This is a genomic window from Aquitalea sp. (assembly GCF_030150775.1).
Taxonomy (GTDB): domain Bacteria; phylum Pseudomonadota; class Gammaproteobacteria; order Burkholderiales; family Chromobacteriaceae; genus Aquitalea; species Aquitalea denitrificans.
Genome location: NZ_JASLFG010000041.1, coordinates 1 through 19512, shown reverse-complemented (window position 1 = coordinate 19512; position 19512 = coordinate 1). Strand labels below are relative to the sequence as shown.

The 19512-nt window shown below is 60.1% G+C and carries 19 protein-coding genes; 15 read left to right on the top strand and 4 right to left on the bottom strand.

From position 1 onward, the window contains the following. Positions 1–3: 3 nt before the first annotated feature. Positions 4–885, bottom strand: a complete 882-nt coding sequence (gene prpB / locus QVF59_RS14600) for a methylisocitrate lyase (RefSeq protein WP_045847945.1) — start codon at positions 883–885, stop codon at positions 4–6. A gap of 241 nt (positions 886–1126) precedes the next feature. Here prpB and rpoE point away from each other — a divergent pair, with 241 nt between their 5' ends. From rpoE to nagZ, 15 genes are all read left to right on the top strand, one after another. Continuing rightward, positions 1127–1726 carry an RNA polymerase sigma factor RpoE gene (rpoE, locus tag QVF59_RS14595; RefSeq protein WP_159876170.1) on the top strand — a complete coding sequence of 200 codons (600 nt, stop codon included), beginning with the start codon at positions 1127–1129 and terminating at the stop codon, positions 1724–1726. Between the two features lie 2 nt (positions 1727–1728). Beyond that, positions 1729–2199: a sigma-E factor negative regulatory protein gene (locus tag QVF59_RS14590; RefSeq protein ID WP_287880883.1), complete on the top strand. Its 471-nt coding sequence runs from the start codon at positions 1729–1731 to the stop codon at positions 2197–2199. Further along, positions 2199–3155 (top strand): MucB/RseB C-terminal domain-containing protein, encoded by a 957-nt coding sequence (locus QVF59_RS14585; RefSeq protein WP_287880881.1) that lies wholly within the window; start codon positions 2199–2201, stop codon positions 3153–3155. The genes QVF59_RS14590 and QVF59_RS14585 overlap by 1 nt, the downstream gene beginning before the upstream one ends. A gap of 95 nt (positions 3156–3250) precedes the next feature. Further along, positions 3251–4666 carry a Do family serine endopeptidase gene (locus tag QVF59_RS14580; protein ID WP_287880879.1) on the top strand — a complete coding sequence of 472 codons (1416 nt, stop codon included), beginning with the start codon at positions 3251–3253 and terminating at the stop codon, positions 4664–4666. Next, entirely contained in the window at positions 4663–4902 is a 240-nt protein-coding gene (locus QVF59_RS14575; RefSeq protein WP_159876178.1) for a glutaredoxin family protein, read from the top strand. Before QVF59_RS14580 ends, QVF59_RS14575 begins: the two co-directional genes overlap by 4 nt. Before the next feature lie 65 nt (positions 4903–4967). Beyond that, on the top strand, positions 4968–6761 hold the full coding sequence (gene lepA / locus QVF59_RS14570; protein ID WP_103525228.1) for a translation elongation factor 4: 1794 nt from the start codon (positions 4968–4970) through the stop codon (positions 6759–6761). Then, positions 6762–7724, top strand: a complete 963-nt coding sequence (gene lepB, locus QVF59_RS14565; RefSeq protein ID WP_287880876.1) for a signal peptidase I — start codon at positions 6762–6764, stop codon at positions 7722–7724. It abuts the gene before it with no gap. 22 nt (positions 7725–7746) lie between these two features. Continuing rightward, positions 7747–8103: a DUF4845 domain-containing protein gene (locus QVF59_RS14560; RefSeq protein WP_159876180.1), complete on the top strand. Its 357-nt coding sequence runs from the start codon at positions 7747–7749 to the stop codon at positions 8101–8103. 5 nt (positions 8104–8108) lie between these two features. Next, positions 8109–8819, top strand: a complete 711-nt coding sequence (rnc, locus tag QVF59_RS14555; protein ID WP_159876182.1) for a ribonuclease III — start codon at positions 8109–8111, stop codon at positions 8817–8819. After that, positions 8816–9706: a GTPase Era gene (gene era / locus QVF59_RS14550; protein ID WP_159876184.1), complete on the top strand. Its 891-nt coding sequence runs from the start codon at positions 8816–8818 to the stop codon at positions 9704–9706. The genes rnc and era overlap by 4 nt, the downstream gene beginning before the upstream one ends. Next, complete coding sequence (locus tag QVF59_RS14545; RefSeq protein WP_287880874.1) at positions 9706–10023, top strand: antibiotic biosynthesis monooxygenase family protein; 318 nt, start codon at positions 9706–9708, stop codon at positions 10021–10023. The genes era and QVF59_RS14545 overlap by 1 nt, the downstream gene beginning before the upstream one ends. Next, positions 10020–10751 carry a DNA repair protein RecO gene (gene recO / locus QVF59_RS14540; RefSeq protein ID WP_287880872.1) on the top strand — a complete coding sequence of 244 codons (732 nt, stop codon included), beginning with the start codon at positions 10020–10022 and terminating at the stop codon, positions 10749–10751. The genes QVF59_RS14545 and recO overlap by 4 nt, the downstream gene beginning before the upstream one ends. 22 nt (positions 10752–10773) lie before the next feature. Further along, on the top strand, positions 10774–11502 hold the full coding sequence (gene pdxJ / locus QVF59_RS14535) for a pyridoxine 5'-phosphate synthase (protein ID WP_159876190.1): 729 nt from the start codon (positions 10774–10776) through the stop codon (positions 11500–11502). Positions 11503–11526: 24 nt separating this feature from the next. Beyond that, complete coding sequence (gene acpS / locus QVF59_RS14530; protein WP_159876192.1) at positions 11527–11907, top strand: holo-ACP synthase; 381 nt, start codon at positions 11527–11529, stop codon at positions 11905–11907. Positions 11908–11980: 73 nt separating this feature from the next. Further along, positions 11981–13063, top strand: coding sequence for a beta-N-acetylhexosaminidase (nagZ, locus tag QVF59_RS14525; RefSeq protein ID WP_287880869.1), 1083 nt, complete (start codon positions 11981–11983; stop codon positions 13061–13063). 66 nt (positions 13064–13129) lie between these two features. On the opposite strand, the gene QVF59_RS14520 is transcribed toward nagZ, so the two are convergent. The 3 genes from QVF59_RS14520 to hrpA form a co-directional block, all read right to left on the bottom strand. After that, complete coding sequence (locus QVF59_RS14520) at positions 13130–14290, bottom strand: HD-GYP domain-containing protein (RefSeq protein WP_287880867.1); 1161 nt, start codon at positions 14288–14290, stop codon at positions 13130–13132. 130 nt (positions 14291–14420) lie between these two features. Continuing rightward, positions 14421–15554, bottom strand: coding sequence for an HD-GYP domain-containing protein (locus QVF59_RS14515; protein ID WP_287880865.1), 1134 nt, complete (start codon positions 15552–15554; stop codon positions 14421–14423). Positions 15555–15640: 86 nt separating this feature from the next. Continuing rightward, positions 15641–19492, bottom strand: coding sequence for an ATP-dependent RNA helicase HrpA (hrpA, locus tag QVF59_RS14510; RefSeq protein WP_287881012.1), 3852 nt, complete (start codon positions 19490–19492; stop codon positions 15641–15643). Positions 19493–19512: the final 20 nt, after the last annotated feature.

The following is a 19512-nucleotide window of genomic DNA, read 5'->3' as shown; positions in this document are numbered from 1 at the left end:
CAGTTACTTGTTTTTGCCTTCGGCAAAGAGGCCATCCAGCTTTTGCTCGTAGCTGTGATAGCCCAGGTGTTCGTACAGATCCATGCGGGTTTGCATCAGGTCCAGCACATTTTTCTGAGTACCGTCGCGACGCAGCGCGCCGTACACATTCAGTGCGGCCTGGCTCATGGCGCGGAAGGCCGACAGCGGGTACAGCACCAGCGACACGCCGTTTTCGCCCAGTTCCTGTGTGGTGTAGAGCGGGGTGGAGCCAAACTCGGTGATGTTTGCCAGCACCGGCACACCCACGGCTTCGGCAAATTGCTTGTACATGGCCAGGTCGGTCATGGCTTCCGGGAAGATCATGTCGGCACCGGCTTCCACGCAGGCCACGGCGCGTTCGATGGCGGAATCCAGTCCTTCCACTGCCAGCGCGTCGGTGCGGGCCATGATGACGAAACTGTCATCCTTGCGCGCATCGGTAGCGGCCTTGATGCGGTCTACCATTTCTTCCTGGCTGACAATGGCCTTGTTGGGGCGATGACCGCAGCGCTTTTGCTGCACCTGGTCTTCAATGTGCACGGCAGCTGCACCGGCTTTTTCCAGGCTGCGGATGGCACGGGCGATATTGAAAGCACCACCCCAGCCAGTATCGATATCCACCAGCAGCGGCAGTTCGGTCACATCGGTAATGCGGCGCACATCAATCAGCACGTCTTCCAGCGTGGTGATGCCCAGGTCGGGAATGCCGCAGGAACAAGCGGCAACACCGCCACCGGACAGATAGAGGGACTTGAAGCCTGAGTGTTCGGCCAAACGTGCTGCATAGGCGTTGACTGCGCCCACAACCTGCAGCGGCTTTTCTTGTTCTACGGCGAGACGGAAGCGTTGACCGGGTGTGCTCATGACGGGGTCCTTGTGTGGGGTGCGGGTGATGTTGCAGTTATTCTAGCAAGTGCTTGGTTGGAGTGCAAACGCTCTATCGCACCTCCAGGTGGAGGGAAGTTTCAGATTCGGGTGCAGTCTGGTATGTTTCCGGGCAGCAAAGCTCGGGGGAACTCATTGCACGTGCCACGGTCTAGTGCTGTGTCCGCACAGCCGTACATACAACTAAACCAGTGGACAATTCAGGGAGCATTACAACGACATGAGTGATCGTGAGATCGATCAACAGTTGGTGGAGCGTGCCCAGCGAGGTGAAAAAAGAGCTTTCGACCTGCTTGTTGCAAAATATCAGCGTCGCCTGGCCAGACTTTTGTCACGTTTCATTCGCGACGGTGCCGACATCGAAGATGTGACGCAAGAAGCATTCGTCAAAGCGTATCGCGCCTTGCCATCTTTCCGTGGCGAGAGCGCGTTTTACACATGGCTGTACCGGATCGGCATCAATACTGCCAAGAATTTCCTCAGTTCCGCCGGGCGTCGCCCGATGGTCAACAGCGAGTTTGAGGACGAGGATGGCGAGAGCTTCGACCTGGCGTCGCAAGTTCCCGACATGAATACGCCCGAAACCGAGCTGATGAACAAGGAAATCGTGACGACAGTGAATAGCGCCGTGCAGGCTTTGCCGGAGGAACTCAGAACGGCCATTTCCCTGCGGGAGATGGACGGACTGTCCTACGAAGAGATTGCACAGGTGATGAATTGTCCCATCGGCACCGTCCGCTCGCGCATTTTTCGGGCGCGGGAGGCAATTGCTGCCGAATTGAGGCCATTGCTGGATACGGCCAAGAACAGAAGGTGGTAGGTATGAAAGAAAAATTATCTGCACTGATGGATGGCGAGCTGGACGGGCAGCCCGCAGACAGAACCATCAAAGCCATCACTGAGGAAGAGGAGCTCAAGCAGGTGTGGGATGCTTATCACCTGATTGGTGATGCCATGCGTGCCAACACCCATGTTGCGGTGGACGTGCGCCGCCAGGTGGCCGAGCGTCTTGCTGGCGAGCCCACGGTGCTGGCGCCGCGCCGCTGGTTTGCGCCAGTGCGCAACCGGCGTGCCGGAGCTGTTGCGCTGGCGGCCAGCGTCAGCTTTGCTGCCGTGGTGGGCTGGCAGTTGTCGCATGGCAATGCGGCCTCGGCGGTTGCTGATCGAGGTGTTCCGGTGGCGGCGGTTCAGGCGGCCCAGGAGCATGACGACCTTTATCTGGCAGCCCATCAGGAAATGACGGCAGACCAAAGCGTCTACAAGGTCTCTTACGGAAATGGAGTCCGCCACTGATGCGTCTTACACAGCTGTCCGGGGTCTGTCTGATGGGCGTGGCCATGCTCGCCCATGCAGATGATGATTGGCTGGTGGTGAAGAGGGCGGCTGTTGCCGCAAGGCAGCAGCCCCTGACGGGTACCTATCTGCACCAGATGAATGGTTCGCTGGAAACTTTCCGTATTGTTCGGGGAGGGACTGGCGATACTATTCAGGAAAAGCGGACCTCGCTGGATGGGCCGTCGCGGGAAATCATCCGCAAGGGGCTGGAGCTGACTTGCTATGCACCGGATGCAAAGTCGCTGTCGGCAGCCAAGATCAGCGCCATGCGGCTGTTTCCTGCCATCCTGCCTGATGACATTGGCAATATTGCGCAATCCTATACGCTAAAACGCAGCGGCAAGGACCGGGTGGCGCAGCGGGATTGCAACTGGATGGATCTCAAGCCCAGGGATAGCAAGCGCTATCTGCTGCGTCTGTGCGTCGAGCCGGTCAGCAACTTGCCCTTGAAAGTCATTACCCAGAATGCTGCGGGTGATGCGGTTGAACAGTTCACCTTTACCGAGATCGAGCTGCAGGGGCCAAAGGATAAATCCGCTTTCCGGCCGCAGTACAAGCAGAACTATGTATTGCGCAGTGCCAATGCACCGCAGATGACGCTGGATGCCGATGCGCCTTCTGAAGTCAGCGGTATGCCGTCCGGCTTCAAGCTGCTGCGTGCGGTGCAGCGCAGCCTGCCGGGCCAGGCCGAACGCACGATACGGCATATGGTGTTCAGTGATGGGCTGGTCATGCTATCCCTGTTCATCGAGCCGCAGACTGATGGTCGTGCCGAGAGGGCGGTCAATCTGCATGGTGCCGTCAACATGGCAACTGCCGTGCAGGGGGATTATCTGGTCACTCTGGTTGGCGACCTGCCTGAACCCACCATGCTGGCCATGATCAGAAACCTCAAGATCACACTCAAGCCATGATGGTGCAGGCCCACCCTCCCGCCTTGTTCGGGAGAGTGGGCTGTTTTAGTCTTCACCGCTGTTTCCTGTGCAAACCACATCAAGATGGAGCGACCATGTCGATCAAGAAGCTGATCGTTGCGGCCATGCTGGCGGCTGCAGCATACACCGTTCAACCCGCTGCCGTTTGGGCTGCTGATCTGCCGGATTTCACTCGCATCGTCGAGACCGAAGGGCGCGCTGTCGTCAATGTCAGCACCACCGCCACCATCAAGCAGAATCTCAGTGCGCTGCCCGAGGGCATGGAAGGCGATCCCTTTTTTGACTTCTTTCGCCGTTTTGCACCGCAACAGCAGCAAGAGCGGCAGGAGCGCTCGCTGGGCTCTGGCTTCATCATCTCGGCAGATGGCTATCTGCTGACCAATGCCCACGTCGTGGCGCGGGCGGAAGAGATTACCGTCACCCTGACCGACAAGCGTGAATTCAAGGCCAAGGTGATTGGTTCCGATGCACGCACCGATGTGGCCTTGCTCAAGATTGATGCCAAGAACCTGCCCGTGGTGCGGCTGGGAAACATGGCGGACGTGAAGGTTGGCGAGTGGGTGCTGGCCATCGGCTCGCCCTTCGGCTTTGAAAACACGGTCACTTCCGGCATTGTCTCGGCCAAGAATCGCTTGCTGCCGGATGAGAATTTTGTCCCCTTCCTGCAAACCGATGCCGCAGTCAATCCGGGTAATTCGGGTGGCCCGCTGTTCAATCTGAAAGGCGAAGTGATAGGTATCAATTCGCAGATATACAGCCGGTCCGGTGGTTTTATGGGTATTTCCTTCTCGATTCCGATTGATGTGGCCATGAATGTGGCAGATCAGCTCAAGGCCACCGGCAAGGTCAGCCGTGGTCGTATCGGTGTGGCGATACAGGAGCTGAACAAGGATCTGGCGGCATCGTTCGGGCTGGCAAAACCATCTGGTGCGCTGGTGAATGACGTGGAGAAAAAGAGCCCGGCAGAGAAGGCAGGCTTGCGCACCGGTGATATCATCCTGTCCGTTGCCGGTCAGACGGTGGAGTCCTCATCGGATTTGCCGCGCCTGATTGGAGCCATCCGTCCGGGCAAGCCGGTGGTGCTGGAGGTGTGGCGTCATCGTGCCATGCAGAAGCTGACAGTGGTGCCTGAAGAGCTGAAATCGGAGGATGCTCGCAGCGCCCAGCGCGAATACCGCTCGCCGCAGGCTGTGCCTGATGCCCAGAATATGAAGCAGATCGGTCTGGCGTTGCAGGAGCTGTCGCCGCAGCAGCTGGCCAAGGTGGGTGTCAAATACGGCCTGCAGGTCAAGCGTGCCAGCGGTGCTGCAGCGCGGGCCGGCGTGCAGCCCGGTGATGTGATTGTCGGCCTGGGCGGCGAGCCGCTAAGCAGCTTTGCCCAGTTCAAGGCTGCAGTGGCTGCCGCACCCAAGGGCAGTACGCTGGCCTTGCAGCTCTGGCGTCAGGGCATCGTCCTGTTTGTGCCCTTGAGCATTGGTGGAGAAGAATGAAACTGACTTTGTATTTTCGAGAGTACTGCAGCCTGTGCCATCAGATGCTGGCCGAGCTGCAGCCGTGGCAGGCCAGGCATGGCTTCGAGCTGAATGTGGTGGATGTGGATGCAGACCCCGTGCTGGAGGCCAGATTCAACGAACTGGTGCCAGTTTTGATGGAAGGCGAGCAGGAGATTTGTCACTGGCATCTCGATATTCCTGCTTTGGCTGCACATTTGGGCGAAATCGGCTAAAATCCGCGCCAGTGTGAGTTGTTCAAGGGCACGCCAGCGTGCCCTTATCTTTTTGCTGGATACCGATGAAACATATCAGAAATTTCTCGATCATTGCCCATATTGACCATGGCAAATCGACCCTGGCCGACCGCTTCATCCAGTTTTGCGGTGGCCTCGAACTGCGTGAAATGAGTGCCCAGGTGCTCGACTCGATGGATATCGAGAAAGAACGCGGCATCACCATCAAGGCCCAGACGGCAGCCTTGCAATACAAGGCGCGCGACGGACAGGTGTACAACCTGAACCTGATCGACACCCCGGGACACGTGGACTTTTCCTACGAGGTTTCCCGCTCGCTATCTGCCTGCGAAGGCGCACTGTTGGTGGTGGATGCCTCGCAAGGGGTGGAAGCACAAACCGTGGCCAACTGCTATACCGCCATCGATCTGGGCGTGGAAGTGGTGCCGGTGCTGAACAAGATCGACCTGCCAGCAGCCGAGCCCGAGCGCGTGTCCCAGGAAATCGAGGACATCATCGGTATTGAAGCCATTGATGCCGTGCGTGCCTCGGCCAAGTCTGGTATCGGCATTCAGGACATCCTCGAAGTGGTGGTCAGCAAGATTCCGCCGCCGGAAGGCAATCCGGATGGCCCGCTCAAAGCCCTGATCATCGACTCCTGGTTCGACAACTACGTCGGCGTGGTGATGCTGGTGCGGGTCAAGGATGGTCAGGTTCGCCCCAAGGACAAGATCAAGTTCATGGCCACCGGTGCCGAACATCTGGTGGAGCAGGTCGGTGTGTTCTCGCCCAAGTCGGTACAGCGCGATGTGCTGAACGCAGGCGAGGTAGGCTTCATCATTGCCGGTATCAAGGAGCTGAAGTCGGCCAAGGTGGGTGACACCATCACCCTGATGAAAACGCCGGCTACCGAAGCCCTGCCGGGCTTCAAGGAAGTGCAGTCGCAGGTATTTGCCGGCCTGTATCCGGTGGAAAGCCACGATTACGAAGCCCTGCGCGATGCGCTGGAAAAGCTGCAGCTGAACGACGCCTCGCTCAAATACGAACCTGAGGTGTCGCAGGCACTGGGCTTTGGCTTCCGCTGCGGCTTCCTGGGCCTGTTGCACCTGGAAATCGTGCAGGAACGGCTGGAGCGCGAATTCGACATGGACCTGATCACCACGGCGCCAACCGTGGTGTATGAGCTGGTGTTGAAAGACGGCAGCGTGATTCATGTCGACAACCCGTCGCGTCTGCCGGACCCGGGCAAGGTGGAAGAGATCCGCGAACCCATCATCACCGCCCATATCCTGGTGCCGCAAGACTATGTCGGCGCGGTCATTACCCTGTGTACCCTGAAGCGCGGTGTGCAGCGCAATATGCAGTATCTGGGCCGTCAGGTGATGCTCACTTACGATATGCCGATGAATGAAGTGGTGATGGACTTCTTTGACCGCCTCAAGTCCACCAGCCGCGGCTATGCCTCCCTTGACTACGAGTTCAAGGAATTCCAGTGCGCCGATCTGGTCAAGCTGGATGTACTGGTCAACAGCGAAAAAGTGGATGCACTCAGCCTGATCGTGCACCGTGCCTCCAGCGTCTACCGTGGCCGTGAGCTGGTCTCGAAAATGCGTGAACTGATTCCGCGCCAGATGTTTGACATCGCTGTGCAGGCAGCCATCGGCGGCCATATCATTGCGCGTGAAACGGTGAAGGCACTACGCAAGAACGTTCTGGCCAAGTGCTATGGCGGCGACATCACCCGTAAGAAAAAGCTGCTGGAAAAACAAAAGGCCGGCAAGAAGCGCATGAAGCAGGTGGGTAATGTGGAAATCCCGCAAGAGGCTTTCCTGGCCATTCTTCAAGTAGGGGAAAAATAAGTGGGCGAAAACCTGTTCTGGGTATTTACCGTGGCCGTCATCGTTGGCGGTATGCTGGTGGCGTTTGGCGGACAGCGCGAAGTCGGGCAGAAGGACTGGCCGGTGTCGATACAGTGGGGTTATCTGGCTCTGGTGATCGGCGGCTTCGGCCTGTTGTCCAACTACATGAGCTTTACGGCAGTCATGCTGGTGTTCGTGCTGGTAACTGGTGTGGTATGGGGCCTGGACAAGTTTTTGCTGGCAAAGAAACGCGCTGGTGAGCCCGGACATTTTGTTGAATATTCGCGCGGTTTCTTCCCGGTGATCCTGGTGGTGTTCCTGCTGCGCTCCTTCCTGGTGGAACCGTTCCAGATTCCCAGCAGCTCGATGCGTCCCGGGTTGGTGGTGGGGGACTTCATCCTGGTGAACAAGTTTGCCTATGGTATTCGCGTTCCGGTGCTCAACAATGTGGTGGTGCCGGTGGGCAAGGTAAGCCGTGGTGATGTGGTGGTGTTCAACTATCCGCCCAACCCCAAGGTCAATTACATCAAGCGCGTCATCGGTGTGGCAGGCGATGTGGTGGAGTACCGTAACAAGCGTCTGACCATCAATGGCAAGGCAGTACCGGATGAAAAAGATGGCACTTATGACTATCTTGAACAAGGAATGGCGATGATTCACAACGACCAGTTCAAGGAAGTCATGGATGGCAAGTCGTACAAGGTGCTGAACATTCCGGATGCGCCCGTGGTGGCACTGGGGCAGGTAGCTGACTTCCCTTCGCGTGATCAGTGCCAGTATGATGACAATGGCTTTGTCTGCAAGGTGCCGGCCGGACATTACTTCATGCTGGGCGACAACCGTGACAACAGCCTGGATGGCCGCTACTGGGGTTTCGTCGATGATCGTCTGATGGTGGGCAAGGCCTTCCTGATCTGGATGAACTTCAGCGCGCTGTCCCGCATTGGCACCGCCATTCGCTAACCGTATCCGCCAGGGGGCTTACATGCAGCGTCAGCAGGGTTTATCAGTCATTTCAGTACTGTTCATCATGCTTGTTGTCGGAGCCGGCTTCTTGCTGGCTGGCAAGGTGCTGCCGGTGTACAACGAGTACGCCGAGGTCCGCAAGGCGGTAACGGCCATGGCCAGCCAACCCGGACGGGGTGAAACCGAACTGCGTCGCGAGTTCATGAACCACGCCATGGTGGGTGACATTTCCTCTATCAAGCCGGAAAACCTCACCATCATTACCACTGCCAACACCGTCTTCGTGCGTGCAGCCTATCGCCGCGAAGTACCGCTGTTTGCCAATGTCAGCCTGGCTTTCGATTTTGATACCCAGGCTGGACAGACACCCCAGTAACTACAGTGAACCACGTTGATACCCGATTCCGGCGCCTGTCCGAAGCGCTGGATTATGCATTCCAGAAGCCTGACCTCTTGCGTCAGGCCCTGACACACCGCAGCTTTGCGGCCTCCAATAACGAACGCTTTGAGTTCATCGGTGACAGCATTCTCAATTACACCGTGGCGCGCATGCTGTTCGACCAGTTTCCGCGCCTGAGCGAAGGTGAGCTGTCCCGCTTACGTGCCAATCTGGTCAACCAGAACACGCTGGCAGAAATTGCCCATGAGCTGAAGCTGGGCGACTATCTGTATCTGGGCGAGGGGGAGCTGAAAAGCGGTGGTTTCAACCGCCCGTCCATCCTGGCCGATGCGTTGGAGGCAACCTTTGCTGCAGTCAGCTTTGATGCGGACTTCCAGCGCGCCGAGCAGGTGGTGCGCCGTCTGTACAGCAGCCGCGTGGCTGCCATCGACCCCACCAAGCATGCCAAGGATGCCAAGACCCGGCTGCAAGAAGCGTTGCAGGCGCGTAAATGGCCGCTGCCCAAGTACCGTATCCTCACCCAGACCGGTGAAGCCCACGAACAATGGTTCAAGGTAGTGTGCGATCTGGGCGAGCTGATCATTGAATCCCAGGGCGAAGGCGGCAGCCGCCGTGCCGCCGAACAGCAGGCAGCCGAAGTCGCGCTGCAGCTCCTTGAACAAAAACTGGCCACAGGCAAGAAACACGCATGACAGAACACGCATATCACTGTGGCTTTGTGGCCATCGTGGGCCGCCCCAATGTGGGCAAATCCACGCTGATGAACCATCTCATCGGCCAGAAAGTCAGCATCACCTCGAAAAAGGCACAAACCACGCGCCACCGCGTCAACGGCATCCATACCGAAGACAATGCCCAGTTCATTTTTGTCGACACCCCGGGTTTCCAGACCTTCCACAAGGGTGCGCTCAACGAAACGCTGAACAAGAGCGTGAAGGATTCGCTGGGCAGTGTGGACTGTGTGCTGTTTATCCTGGAAGCCATGCGCTGCAGCGCGGCCGACCGCGAAGTGATGGCACTGTTGCCCAAGCACACCCCGGTGATCCTGGTGATCAACAAGCTGGACAAGGTCAAGGACAAGTTCCTGCTGCAGGAATTCATTGATGGCGTACGCGCTGAATTCCAGTTTGCTGATTGCGAAGTGGTCAGCGCCAAGCATGGCCAGCGCCTGTCCGAGCTGCTGGACAAAGTCCGTCCGCACCTGCCCGAATCCATGCCGCTGTACCCGGACGACATGGTGACAGACAAGAGTGAACGCTTCCTCTCCGCCGAAATCGTGCGGGAAAAGCTGTTCCGCTACCTGGGCGAAGAGCTGCCCTATGAAATGAATGTGGAAGTGGAAATGTTTGAGATGGACGGTGCGCTGCGCCGCATCCACATCGCCATTCTGGTAGACAAGGAAAACCAGAAGCCCATCGTCATCGGCAAGGGCGGCGAGAAGCTGAAGAAGATTTCCACCGAAGCCCGCCTGGATATGGAAAAGCTGTTTGATGGCAAGGTCTTCCTGCAAGTTTGGGTGAAGGTGAAATCCGGCTGGGCCGATGATGTGCGCTTCCTGCGGGACTTCGGCCTGAACTGATGTCGCAGCAACTGCCACGACCTCCCTGTTGGGCGGTGATTTTTTCTGCACCGGCCAAACCCGCCGATCTGGCCGGGCGCATGCTGCGTCTGGCCCAGTTGCAGGCCGGCTATCTGGGGGCCGAGGCCACCGAGGATGGCGACGGCATGCCGGTCACCCGCTGTTACTGGGATGATGTCGATGCCATCGCCGCCTGGCGCGTGCATGCCGAACACCTGCTAGCACGCGAAAGCGACCGTCAGGGCCGGCTGCAGTTTTCCTTGCAGGTGGATCGTATCGAGCCGGTGGCGGATGTCAGCCGAGGCGGGGACGCATGAGCCAGCCGGGCAGAGTAGACCGTCAGCAGGCGTATCTCTTGCATGCGCAGCCCTATCGGGAAACCAGCCTGCTGGTGGAGGTACTTACCCCACAGCATGGCCGCTTTACCATGGTAGCGCGTGGCGCGCGCCGACCGCGTGCCGATGTGCGCGGCGTATTGCTGCCGTTTCAGCCGCTCACCCTGTCCTGGTTTGGCAAGGGCGAAGTGCGTACCCTGCACACGGCGGAATGGAACGGCGGCGTGCCGCAGCTGGCCGGCATTCGCCTGGTATGCGGTTTCTACCTGAATGAGCTGATGCTCAAGCTGACCGCCCGTGACGATGCCGAACCGCGCGCCTTCACTGTCTACGACCAGGCGGTCAGGGCACTGGCGGTGGCCGACTCCCTGTCCGCCACCTTGCGACGTTACGAATTGCGGCTATTGCAAGCGCTGGGCTATGCCGGCAGCTTTGCCTGCGATCAGCACGGCGAGGTCATCGACGCGGCAGCAGACTACCTGTGCCGCGGCGGTGCGCTGGCAGAGCGCGATGCCGGTTTCGACCCGGTCGGCCCGTTTTTGCGCCTGCCCGGTAGCGAGCTGCTGGCCATTGAGGCCGACAATTACAGCGCCATTAGCACCCGCCGTGCGGCGCGCAGCCTGCTGCGGCTGCTATTGACCGATTTGCTGGGCGAGGAGCCATTGGCCTCGCGTGAACTCTTGCAGGCCATCAACGCCATTGCCGACTGAGGCCTGCCAACAGGAGCTGAAGATGATTTTGCTTGGTGTGAATATCGACCACGTTGCCACCCTGCGTCAGGCACGCGGTACCCGCTACCCCAGCCCGGTAGAGGCTGCACTGGTGTCCGAAACCGCCGGTGCCGACCTGATTACCCTGCATCTGCGTGAAGACCGCCGCCACATCCAGGATGCTGACGTGGTGGCCATGCGCCAGGTCATCAAGACTCGCATGAATCTGGAAATGGCGATGACGCCGGAAATGCTGGCCAATGCGCTGGCAGTGGCCCCGGAAGATGTGTGCCTGGTGCCGGAAAAGCGCGAAGAAGTCACCACCGAAGGCGGACTGGATGTGCTGGGCCACTATGCCGATGTCTGCCATTACACCGAAACCCTGCAGCAGGCCGGCATCCGCGTGTCTATCTTCATCGATCCGGATCGCGCGCAGATCAGCAAGGCCTATGAAGCCGGTGCCCGGGTGATCGAACTGCACACCGGTGCTTATGCTGACGCCGTGCACGCTGCCGAGCGTGAAGCCGAACTGGCGCGCATTCGCGGTGCGGCTGCCTTTGCTGCCGAGCTGGGCATGGTGGTGAATGCAGGTCATGGTCTCAACTATCACAACGTCAAGCCGATTGCCGCCATTCCGCAAATCAGCGAACTGAACATCGGCCACGCCATCATCGGCCAGGCGGTGTTCGTCGGGCTGGATCGTGCCGTGCGCGACATGAAGGCCCTGATGCAAGAGGCCCGTCGCGGCTAAGACACGGCAGGAAGGGACGGGGGCATGATCTACGGCATCGGTACCGATATGGTGGAAATCGCCCGTATGCAGGGCCTGCTGCAGCGCTGGGGCGACAAGGCCGGGCGGAGGATTCTGGCGGAGTCCGAAATGGCGGATTTTCTGCAATCCCGCGATCAGGCCCGCTTCTTGGCCAAGCGTTTTGCCGTGAAGGAAGCGCTGTCCAAGGCCGTCGGCACCGGGGTGGTGGAGCCGGTGTTGCTGACTGCCATCGCGGTCAGTCATGACGAACTGGGCAAGCCGCAACTGGTCTTTGCTGCGGCTCTGCAGGATTTCCTCAGCCAGCGCGGCATTGTGCGCAGCCATGTTTCCATCACCGACGAGCGGGAGCATGCCCTGGCCTTTGTGGTGCTGGAGCAGGCCTAAGCACCGCGCCGGGTACTGCCCGGCATGATCATCAATCAGGGGGACAGCCCCCGCACAGTCTGGAGAGTCAGCCATGCAAGTAGCGAACCTGCCGCGTGGTCCGGTGATGGTGGATGTACACGGCTTTGCCCTGAGCGAACAGGAGAGAGCCCGTCTGTCCCACCCGCTGGTGGGCGGCGTCATCCTGTTTCGCCGTAATTTTCACAATATCGAACAGCTCAAGGCACTGACCGCCGAAATCCGCAGCCTGCGCACGCCGGAGCTGCTGATTGCCGTTGACCACGAGGGTGGACGCGTACAGCGTTTTCTCGATGGCTTCACCCGTCTGCCGCCGATGAGTGTGCTGGGCGAGATGTGGCAGCAGGACGAAGCCGCAGCCCGTGCCGCTGCCGAAAATGTAGGCGTGGTACTGGCTGGCGAATTGCGTGCCTGCGGGATTGATTTGTCCTTCACCCCGGTGCTGGACCTGGACTGGGGCCGCTGTGCCGTGATCGGCAACCGGGCCTTCCACCGTAATCCGCAGATTGTCAGCGAACTGGCGCTGGCTTTGCAGCGTGGCCTGCAGCAAGGCGGCATGACTACCTGTGGCAAGCATTTTCCTGGTCACGGTTTTGTCGCTGGCGACAGCCATTTCGTGATGCCGCAGGACGACAGGACGCTGGCCGAACTGGAAGCCGACGACCTGATTCCCTTTGCCCGCATGGCGGAGGCCGGCATGGGTTCGGTGATGCCGGCGCATGTGGTTTACCCGGCGGTGGATGGACGTCCAGCCGGTTTTTCGCCGGTATGGCTGCAGGACATCCTGCGCGACCAGCTGCACTTTGACGGGGTGATTTTCTCCGACGATCTGGGCATGGAAGGCGCAGCCGGTGTTGGTGGCTTTGTGGCCCGGGCTGCAGCGGCGCTGGATGCCGGCTGCGATATGGTGCTGGTATGCAATCAGCCGGAGCGTGCCGATGAAGTGCTGGCCGGCCTGCAGCCGCCCGTACAGCCGCGTTTGGCCGAACGCCTGCAGCGCATGGCCGGGACCGGAACGATTGCTGGCTGGCAGCAGCAAATCCTGAGCGCAGATTTTGCTACCCGTCAGGCGCAGGTGAAGGCGCTGACCATTCCGCAAAACGTGCTGCAGGGGCCCGCCGTGGGCGAGGCCAGCTAAAGCCATCTGGCAGGTAAAACAGAAAAGCCGGCGAAAGCCGGCTTTTCTGTTTGCAATGACAATGTGTCAACTGGCCTGGGTACGCCACAGGCGCGCCAGGTGCGAGGCACGCACGCCAGCCATGGAGGCCGGGCAGGGAGATACCACCTTGTGCGCCGGCAGGCTGGTATCACGGATCAGTGCATCGATATAGGCCGGGCCGTCGCTACGGCGGATGGCCGCCACTTGCGGTTCGCTGGCCTTCTCGCTCCGCGCCAGTACCACGCCGATTTCATCATTGGCCAGTTTGACGAAGCTGCCGGGGGGATAGATGCCCAGCTCCTTGATCAGCAGGGTGGTATAGGCCGGGTCGAACTCGCTGTCCTTGCGCTGGAAAATGTGTCCCAGCGCAGCGGCGGGTACCATGCCGGCACGGTAGCTGCGCGGGGTGAGCTTGGCGCAGGTAATGTCGGCCATGTGCAGCATATGGGCCAGCGATTCGATTTCGCCGCGTGCCAGGCCATAGGGGTAGCCATTGCCCAGCCAGGATTCGTGGTGGGTCTGCACCAGCCAGTGCCACAGCTCGTCGGCCACACCGGCTTCGCGCAGAATGGCGGAACTCATCAGCGGATGGCCGGCAATTTCATCTTCCTGCTGTGGTGTCAGTACGTCCTGCTGATGATAGAGCGTGTTCTGCAACTGGCAGATGGACATGTTCATGGTGAGCGCGGCAGACAGCATGGAAGTGCGCTGCTCCGGGGACAAATCCGGAATGCGACGACTGAGCAGGGCTAGCAGGGCGGTGGTGTGCAGGGCATGCGCCGGGCCGTACTCGTTGAACGGCACCAGCAGCAAGCTGGCAATCACGCCGTCTGGGTGCTGCTCGGTCAGTCGGACGATATCGCGCACCAGCAGGCCGACCTTGCGCGGGAAGTCGTCCAGCTGCATGGCATAGGTGAGCAGGGTGCGGGTGCGCTGCTGCAGAAAGGCCATTTCATGCAGCACGCTTTCGCGCACGGTCATGGTGTCCGGCTGTTCCGGCAGGCTGACTGCGACCATGCGGTTGCCGTCAACGGAATAACCCATTTCCAGCAGCTTTTCGCGCTGGCGATCGCTCAGCACGAAATGCCCCTTGCTAAGCAGCAACAGGCCGTTCCGGGCGTAGACATCCAGCGGCAGTTCCTTGCCCATGCGGATTTGTTCGGGCACTACCTTGTCGTGCAGTTGCTTTTTGAAGCGGGTGGTCATGCTGCGGCTATCGTCGGCTCGGGTTTACAAGTGGCCAAAAGGTCAGTCCTGTCGGACAGTGGCAATTATAGGGCCAACTACCATGCAGCGCTTGGTTTTTATCCGCGACTTGCCGTGCCGGGTTCGCCGCTCAGCCTTTCCACAGACTGGCCAGAAAAGAAATGCGCACGCCTGCCAGGCTGGCGGAGCAAGGGCCGGTAATCTTGTAGGCAGACTGGCTGGTTTCGCGCAGCAGGACTTCAGCATAAGCCGGGCCATCCGCCTTGCGCAGTGCGGCTACTTGCGGTTCGCTGGGTTTGTTGCGGCGAGCCAGCACCACGGCAATTTCATTATTGGCCAGTTTGACAAAGCTGCCGGGGGGGTAAATGCCCAGCTCCCTGATCAGCATGGTGGTAAAGGCCGTGTCAAAGTCGACATCCTTGCGCTGGAACAGATTGCCCAGTGCGGTGGCGGGCAGCTGGGCTGGGCGGTAGCGGCGTGGGGCCAGCTTGGCACAGGTGATGTCGGCCAGGTGCAAAAGATGAGCCGGGGGCAGGATCTGCTTGCGCGCGAGGCCGAAGGGGTAGCCTTTGCCCTGCCAGTTTTCATGGTGGGTTTGCACCAAGGCATGCCACAGCTCGTTCTCGATACCGGCTTCACGCAGGATGGCCGAACTCAGCAAGGGATGTTCCCGGATGGCAGTCTGCTGTTCCGGTGCCAGCATGCCCTGGTGGCTGAACAGCTCGTTCTGCAGTTCGATCTGGGCAATATTCATGGTGAGCGCGGCGCATAGCAGGATCTCCCGATGACCCGCTGGCAGCGGCATGTGCCGGGTAATCAATGCCAGCAGGACCGTTGTGTGCAGTGAATGCGCCACGCCGTATTCATTGAATGGCAGCAGCAGCATGGAGGCAAGCAGTCCGTCCGGGTGGCGCTCACTCAGTTCCATGATTTTCTGGGCAATGGAGCGTACCCGGGTTTCCAGTCCCGGTCGGCTCAGGGCATGCAGCAGCATGCTGCGCACTCGCTGCTGCAGGAAGATGATTTCTTCAAACAGCGACTGGCTCTTGTTTTGCTCCTGCTCGGGCTTTTCTGCTGGCTTGATTTCTTCCTGATGCTCGGCGAAACCCAGTTTGACCAGCCGGTGTTTCATCTCGGGCGATAGCACATAGTGCCCGCGCCGGAGCAGCAAAATGCCGTTCTTGGCGTAGACATCCATCGGCAATTCCTTGCCGATGGAAATGGCGCTGGATTTCAGCTTGTCCGAAAGCGGGTTGTCTGACATGGCGGGCCGTTATCGTTTAATGGCAGGATTTTATAGCTATGTCATCAGACCGGCCAGTGTTTGCCCCGGCTAAATATTGATAATGATCATTGTTTAGGCAAGTCCTGCCATGCTTTTTGCAATCGCTTTACCGAAACCGGGTACGGTGTTTTCAGTTCCTGGGCAAACAGGCTGACACGCAACTCCTCCAGCTGCCAGCGGAATTCCAGCAAGGCCGGTGATGGCTCGCCGCGCTCGCGCTCATCTGCCAGCCGGGCTTCCCACTTGTTCCACAGTTCGCGGATTTCCGCCGCCCGCTGGCCATCGCGCTGCGGATTGGCCGGCTGCTTGTCCATGCGCAGGCTCATGGCGCGCATGTAGCGGGTAAGCTGGGGCAATTGCGCCCATGGTGTGGCCTGCAAAAAGCCTGGGTATACCAGACGGCTCAATTGCTGTTGTAGCTCATTTCCCAGGCGGTGTTTCTGCAACTTGGTATACAGCACCATGTATTCGCTGCCGATCTGGCCCAGGTATTGCGTGACAGCCTGAATCACCGCCGGCAGGCGGGTGCGGGCGCGGGTTTTCTGCTCGTTGAAGGCTTTTTCGCTGCGCGGCAGCGTGTCCTCGCCAATAAAGGCGCGGTCGCAGATGCAGGCAATAGCATCGGCCAGCAGCACATCCACATTGGCCACATTGCGCAGGTTCAGGCCAATCTGGGTCATGCCGGACAGGCCCTTGCCCAGTTGCTTCATCTGCTCCTTCAATTGCAGTTGCAACAGGCGGATCACCCCGGCGCGATGGTGACGTTCGGCCTCGGGCTGGGTGTCGAACAGGCGGATGGCCACCTTGTCCTGCTCCAGCGTCAGCGCCGGATAGCCGGTGAGCTGCTGGCGGCCACGGGCAAACTGGATGCTTTCCGGCAGGTCGCCAAAGTCCCAGCTGCTGACCTCGTCGCGTTCGAAGTCGGCACTGCTGTCGCGGAAGGTCAGCTGGGCAGCCTGGCCAAACTGTTTTTGCAGGGCCAGCAGGTCGCGGCCCAGGCCGATTTCCTGCTTGCCGTCGTCGATGATGCGGAAGTTGAACAACAGGTGTTCCGGCAATTCCTGCTTGTTGAATTCGTCGATGTCGACCTTGACACCACCTGTTTCGCGCAGGATGAAACGTGCCAGTTGCGGGGCAATGGGCTGCTGCAGGTCCGGATTGCTGCTGAGGAAGCGGGTGACAAAGTCCGGCACCGGCACGCAACAGCGTCGCACCTGCTTGGGCAGGCCCTTGAGCAGCTGTTGCAGCTTGTCGCGCACCATGCCCGGCACCAGCCATTCAAACGGGGCGGGTTGCAGGCGGTTGAGAATGGCCAGCGGCACATCCATGGTGACGCCATCCAGCGGGTGCTTGGGTTCAAAGCGGTATTTCAGCCGCAGCTTGCCGTCTTCCAGTTCCAGCCATTCCGGGAACTGGTTTTCCGTCACGTGCTGGGCGGCGTGGCGCATCAGTTCGTCGCGGGTCAGTTGCAGTAGCTTGGGCTCGGTTTTTTCCGCTTCCTTGCGCCAGGCTTCAAAGCTGGCGGCATCCACCACCATGGCCGGAATGCGTTCGTGATAGAAGGCATACAGCGCTTCTTCATCCACCAGCACGTCCTGACGGCGCGCCTTGTGTTCCAGCTGCTCCACTTCGCGGATCAGCTGCTGGTTACGCTGGAAGAAGGGCGCATTGCTGACGTAATCCATGTTCACCAGCGCACCGCGGATGAACAGCTCGCGGGCTTCTTCCGGCGCAATGCGGCCATAGCTCACCGCCCGGCGCGGAATCAGCGTCAGGCCGTACAGGGTGACGCGTTCGCTGGCCACTACTTCGCCGCGGCTCTTTTCCCAGTGCGGTTCAAAGTAATGGTATTTCACCAGATGCGGGGCCAGCTTTTCTACCCATTCCGGTTCGATCTTGGCCACGCAACGGGCGTACAGGCGGGTGGTTTCCACTAGTTCAGCCGCCACCAGCCACTTGGGCTTGCTCTTTTTCAGGCCGGAGCCGGGGAAGACATGGAAGCTGACGCCACGTGCACCCAGGTAGTCGTCGCCTTCCAGATTCTTCATGCCGATATTGCCCACCAGGCCGGTCAGCAGCGCCTTGTGCAGGTTTTCATAGGCCACGGCATCCAGTTGCTGACGCTTTTTCTGCGATAGCTGGGCGTCGGGCTGCTCGGCATCGGCATGCGCTGCTTCGCGCTTGATCAGGCCCAGTTCGCTGGCAATTTCCGCCAGTTGGCCGTGCAGCTCGCGCCATTCGCGCAGGCGCAGATAGGACAGGAAGTGCTCGTGGCAGGTGTTCACCAGCAGGCGGTTGGACTTCTTGTGCTTGATGGCCTCGCTGAAGAAGTCCCACAGGTGCAGATAGGACAGGAAGTCGGATTTTTCATCATTGAAGCGGGCCTGGGCGCGCTCGGCGGCTTCGCGCGCTTCGAAAGGGCGCTCGCGCGGGTCCTGGATGGACAGCGCCGAAGCGATGATCAGCACCTCGCGCATGCAGCCGAAGTCGCGGCCCGCCAGCAACAGGCGGCCCACTTTCGGGTCTACCGGAATGCGTGCCAGCTCCTTGCCGATAGAGGTCAGTTCATTGCTGTCGGTTACTGCGCCCAGCTCGGTCAGCACCTGGTAGCCGTCGGCAATCAGGCGGCTGCTGGGGGCTTCCAGGAAGGGGAAGGCGTCCACTCGGCCCAGGCGCAGTGCGGCCATACGCAGAATCACCGCCGCCAGATTGGAGCGGACAATTTCCGGGTCGGTAAACGCCGGGCGGGCGTTGAAGTCTTCTTCGCTGTACAGCCGCACGCATATACCGGCTTCCACCCGGCCACACCGGCCAGCCCGCTGGCGCGCCGCCGCCTGGGAAATCTTCTCCACTTGCAGCTGTTCCACCTTGGCGCGCGGGCTGTAGCGGTTGATGCGCGCCAGACCGGTGTCAATCACATACTTGATGCCCGGCACGGTAAGCGAGGTTTCCGCCACATTGGTGGCCAGCACGATGCGCCGTCCGCCGGATGGCTTGAAGATTTTCTGCTGGTCTTCGTTGGACAGACGGGCAAACAAGGGCAGGATTTCATAACCGCGAATGCCGGATTTACGCAACTTTTCCGCCGTTTCGCGGATTTCGCGCTCGCCGGGCAAAAACACCAACATGTCACCCGCGCCCTGGCGCGACAGCTCGTCGGCGGCATCGACAATGGCGTCTTCCATTTCCATTTCGCGCTCGTCTTCGTCGCGCTGCTTGAGCGGGCGATAGCGCACTTCCACCGGGAAGGTGCGGCCGGAGACTTCAATCACCGGTGCGCCATCAAAATGGCGGGCAAAGCGGTCGGCGTCGATGGTGGCCGAGGTGATGATGATTTTCAGGTCCGGGCGGCGCGGCAGCAGCTGCTTGAGAAAGCCCAGCAGGAAGTCGATGTTGAGGCTGCGTTCGTGCGCCTCGTCGATGATCACGGTGTCGTAGGCGAGCAACCGCGGGTCGTGCTGGATCTGCGCCAGCAGGATGCCGTCGGTCATCAACCGGACCAGGGTGTCCGGGCTGGCCCGGTCGGTGAACCGCACCGTCCAGCCCACCGCCGCGCCGACTTCGCTGCCCAGCTCCTCCGCGAGCCGTTCGGCGACCGTGCGGGCGGCCAACCGCCGCGGTTGGGTGTGCCCGATCTGCCCGCGGATCCCGCGGCCGATCTCCAGGCACATCTTCGGCAGCTGGGTGGTCTTCCCCGAGCCGGTCTCCCCGGCCACGATCAGCACCTGATTGGCGCGCAGCGCGGCCGTGATCTCCGCGCGTCGGCCAGTGATCGGCAGGTCCGGCGGGTACGTGGCGACGGGCACCGAGGCCTGCCGCGCGGCCACCTTCGCCTCGGCGCGGGCGAGCGCGTCGTCGAAATCGCCCGGTGCGCCGGACCGAGACCTGGTCAGGCCCTCCAGCCGGCGCCCCAACACGTGCGCGTCGACGAAGGTCA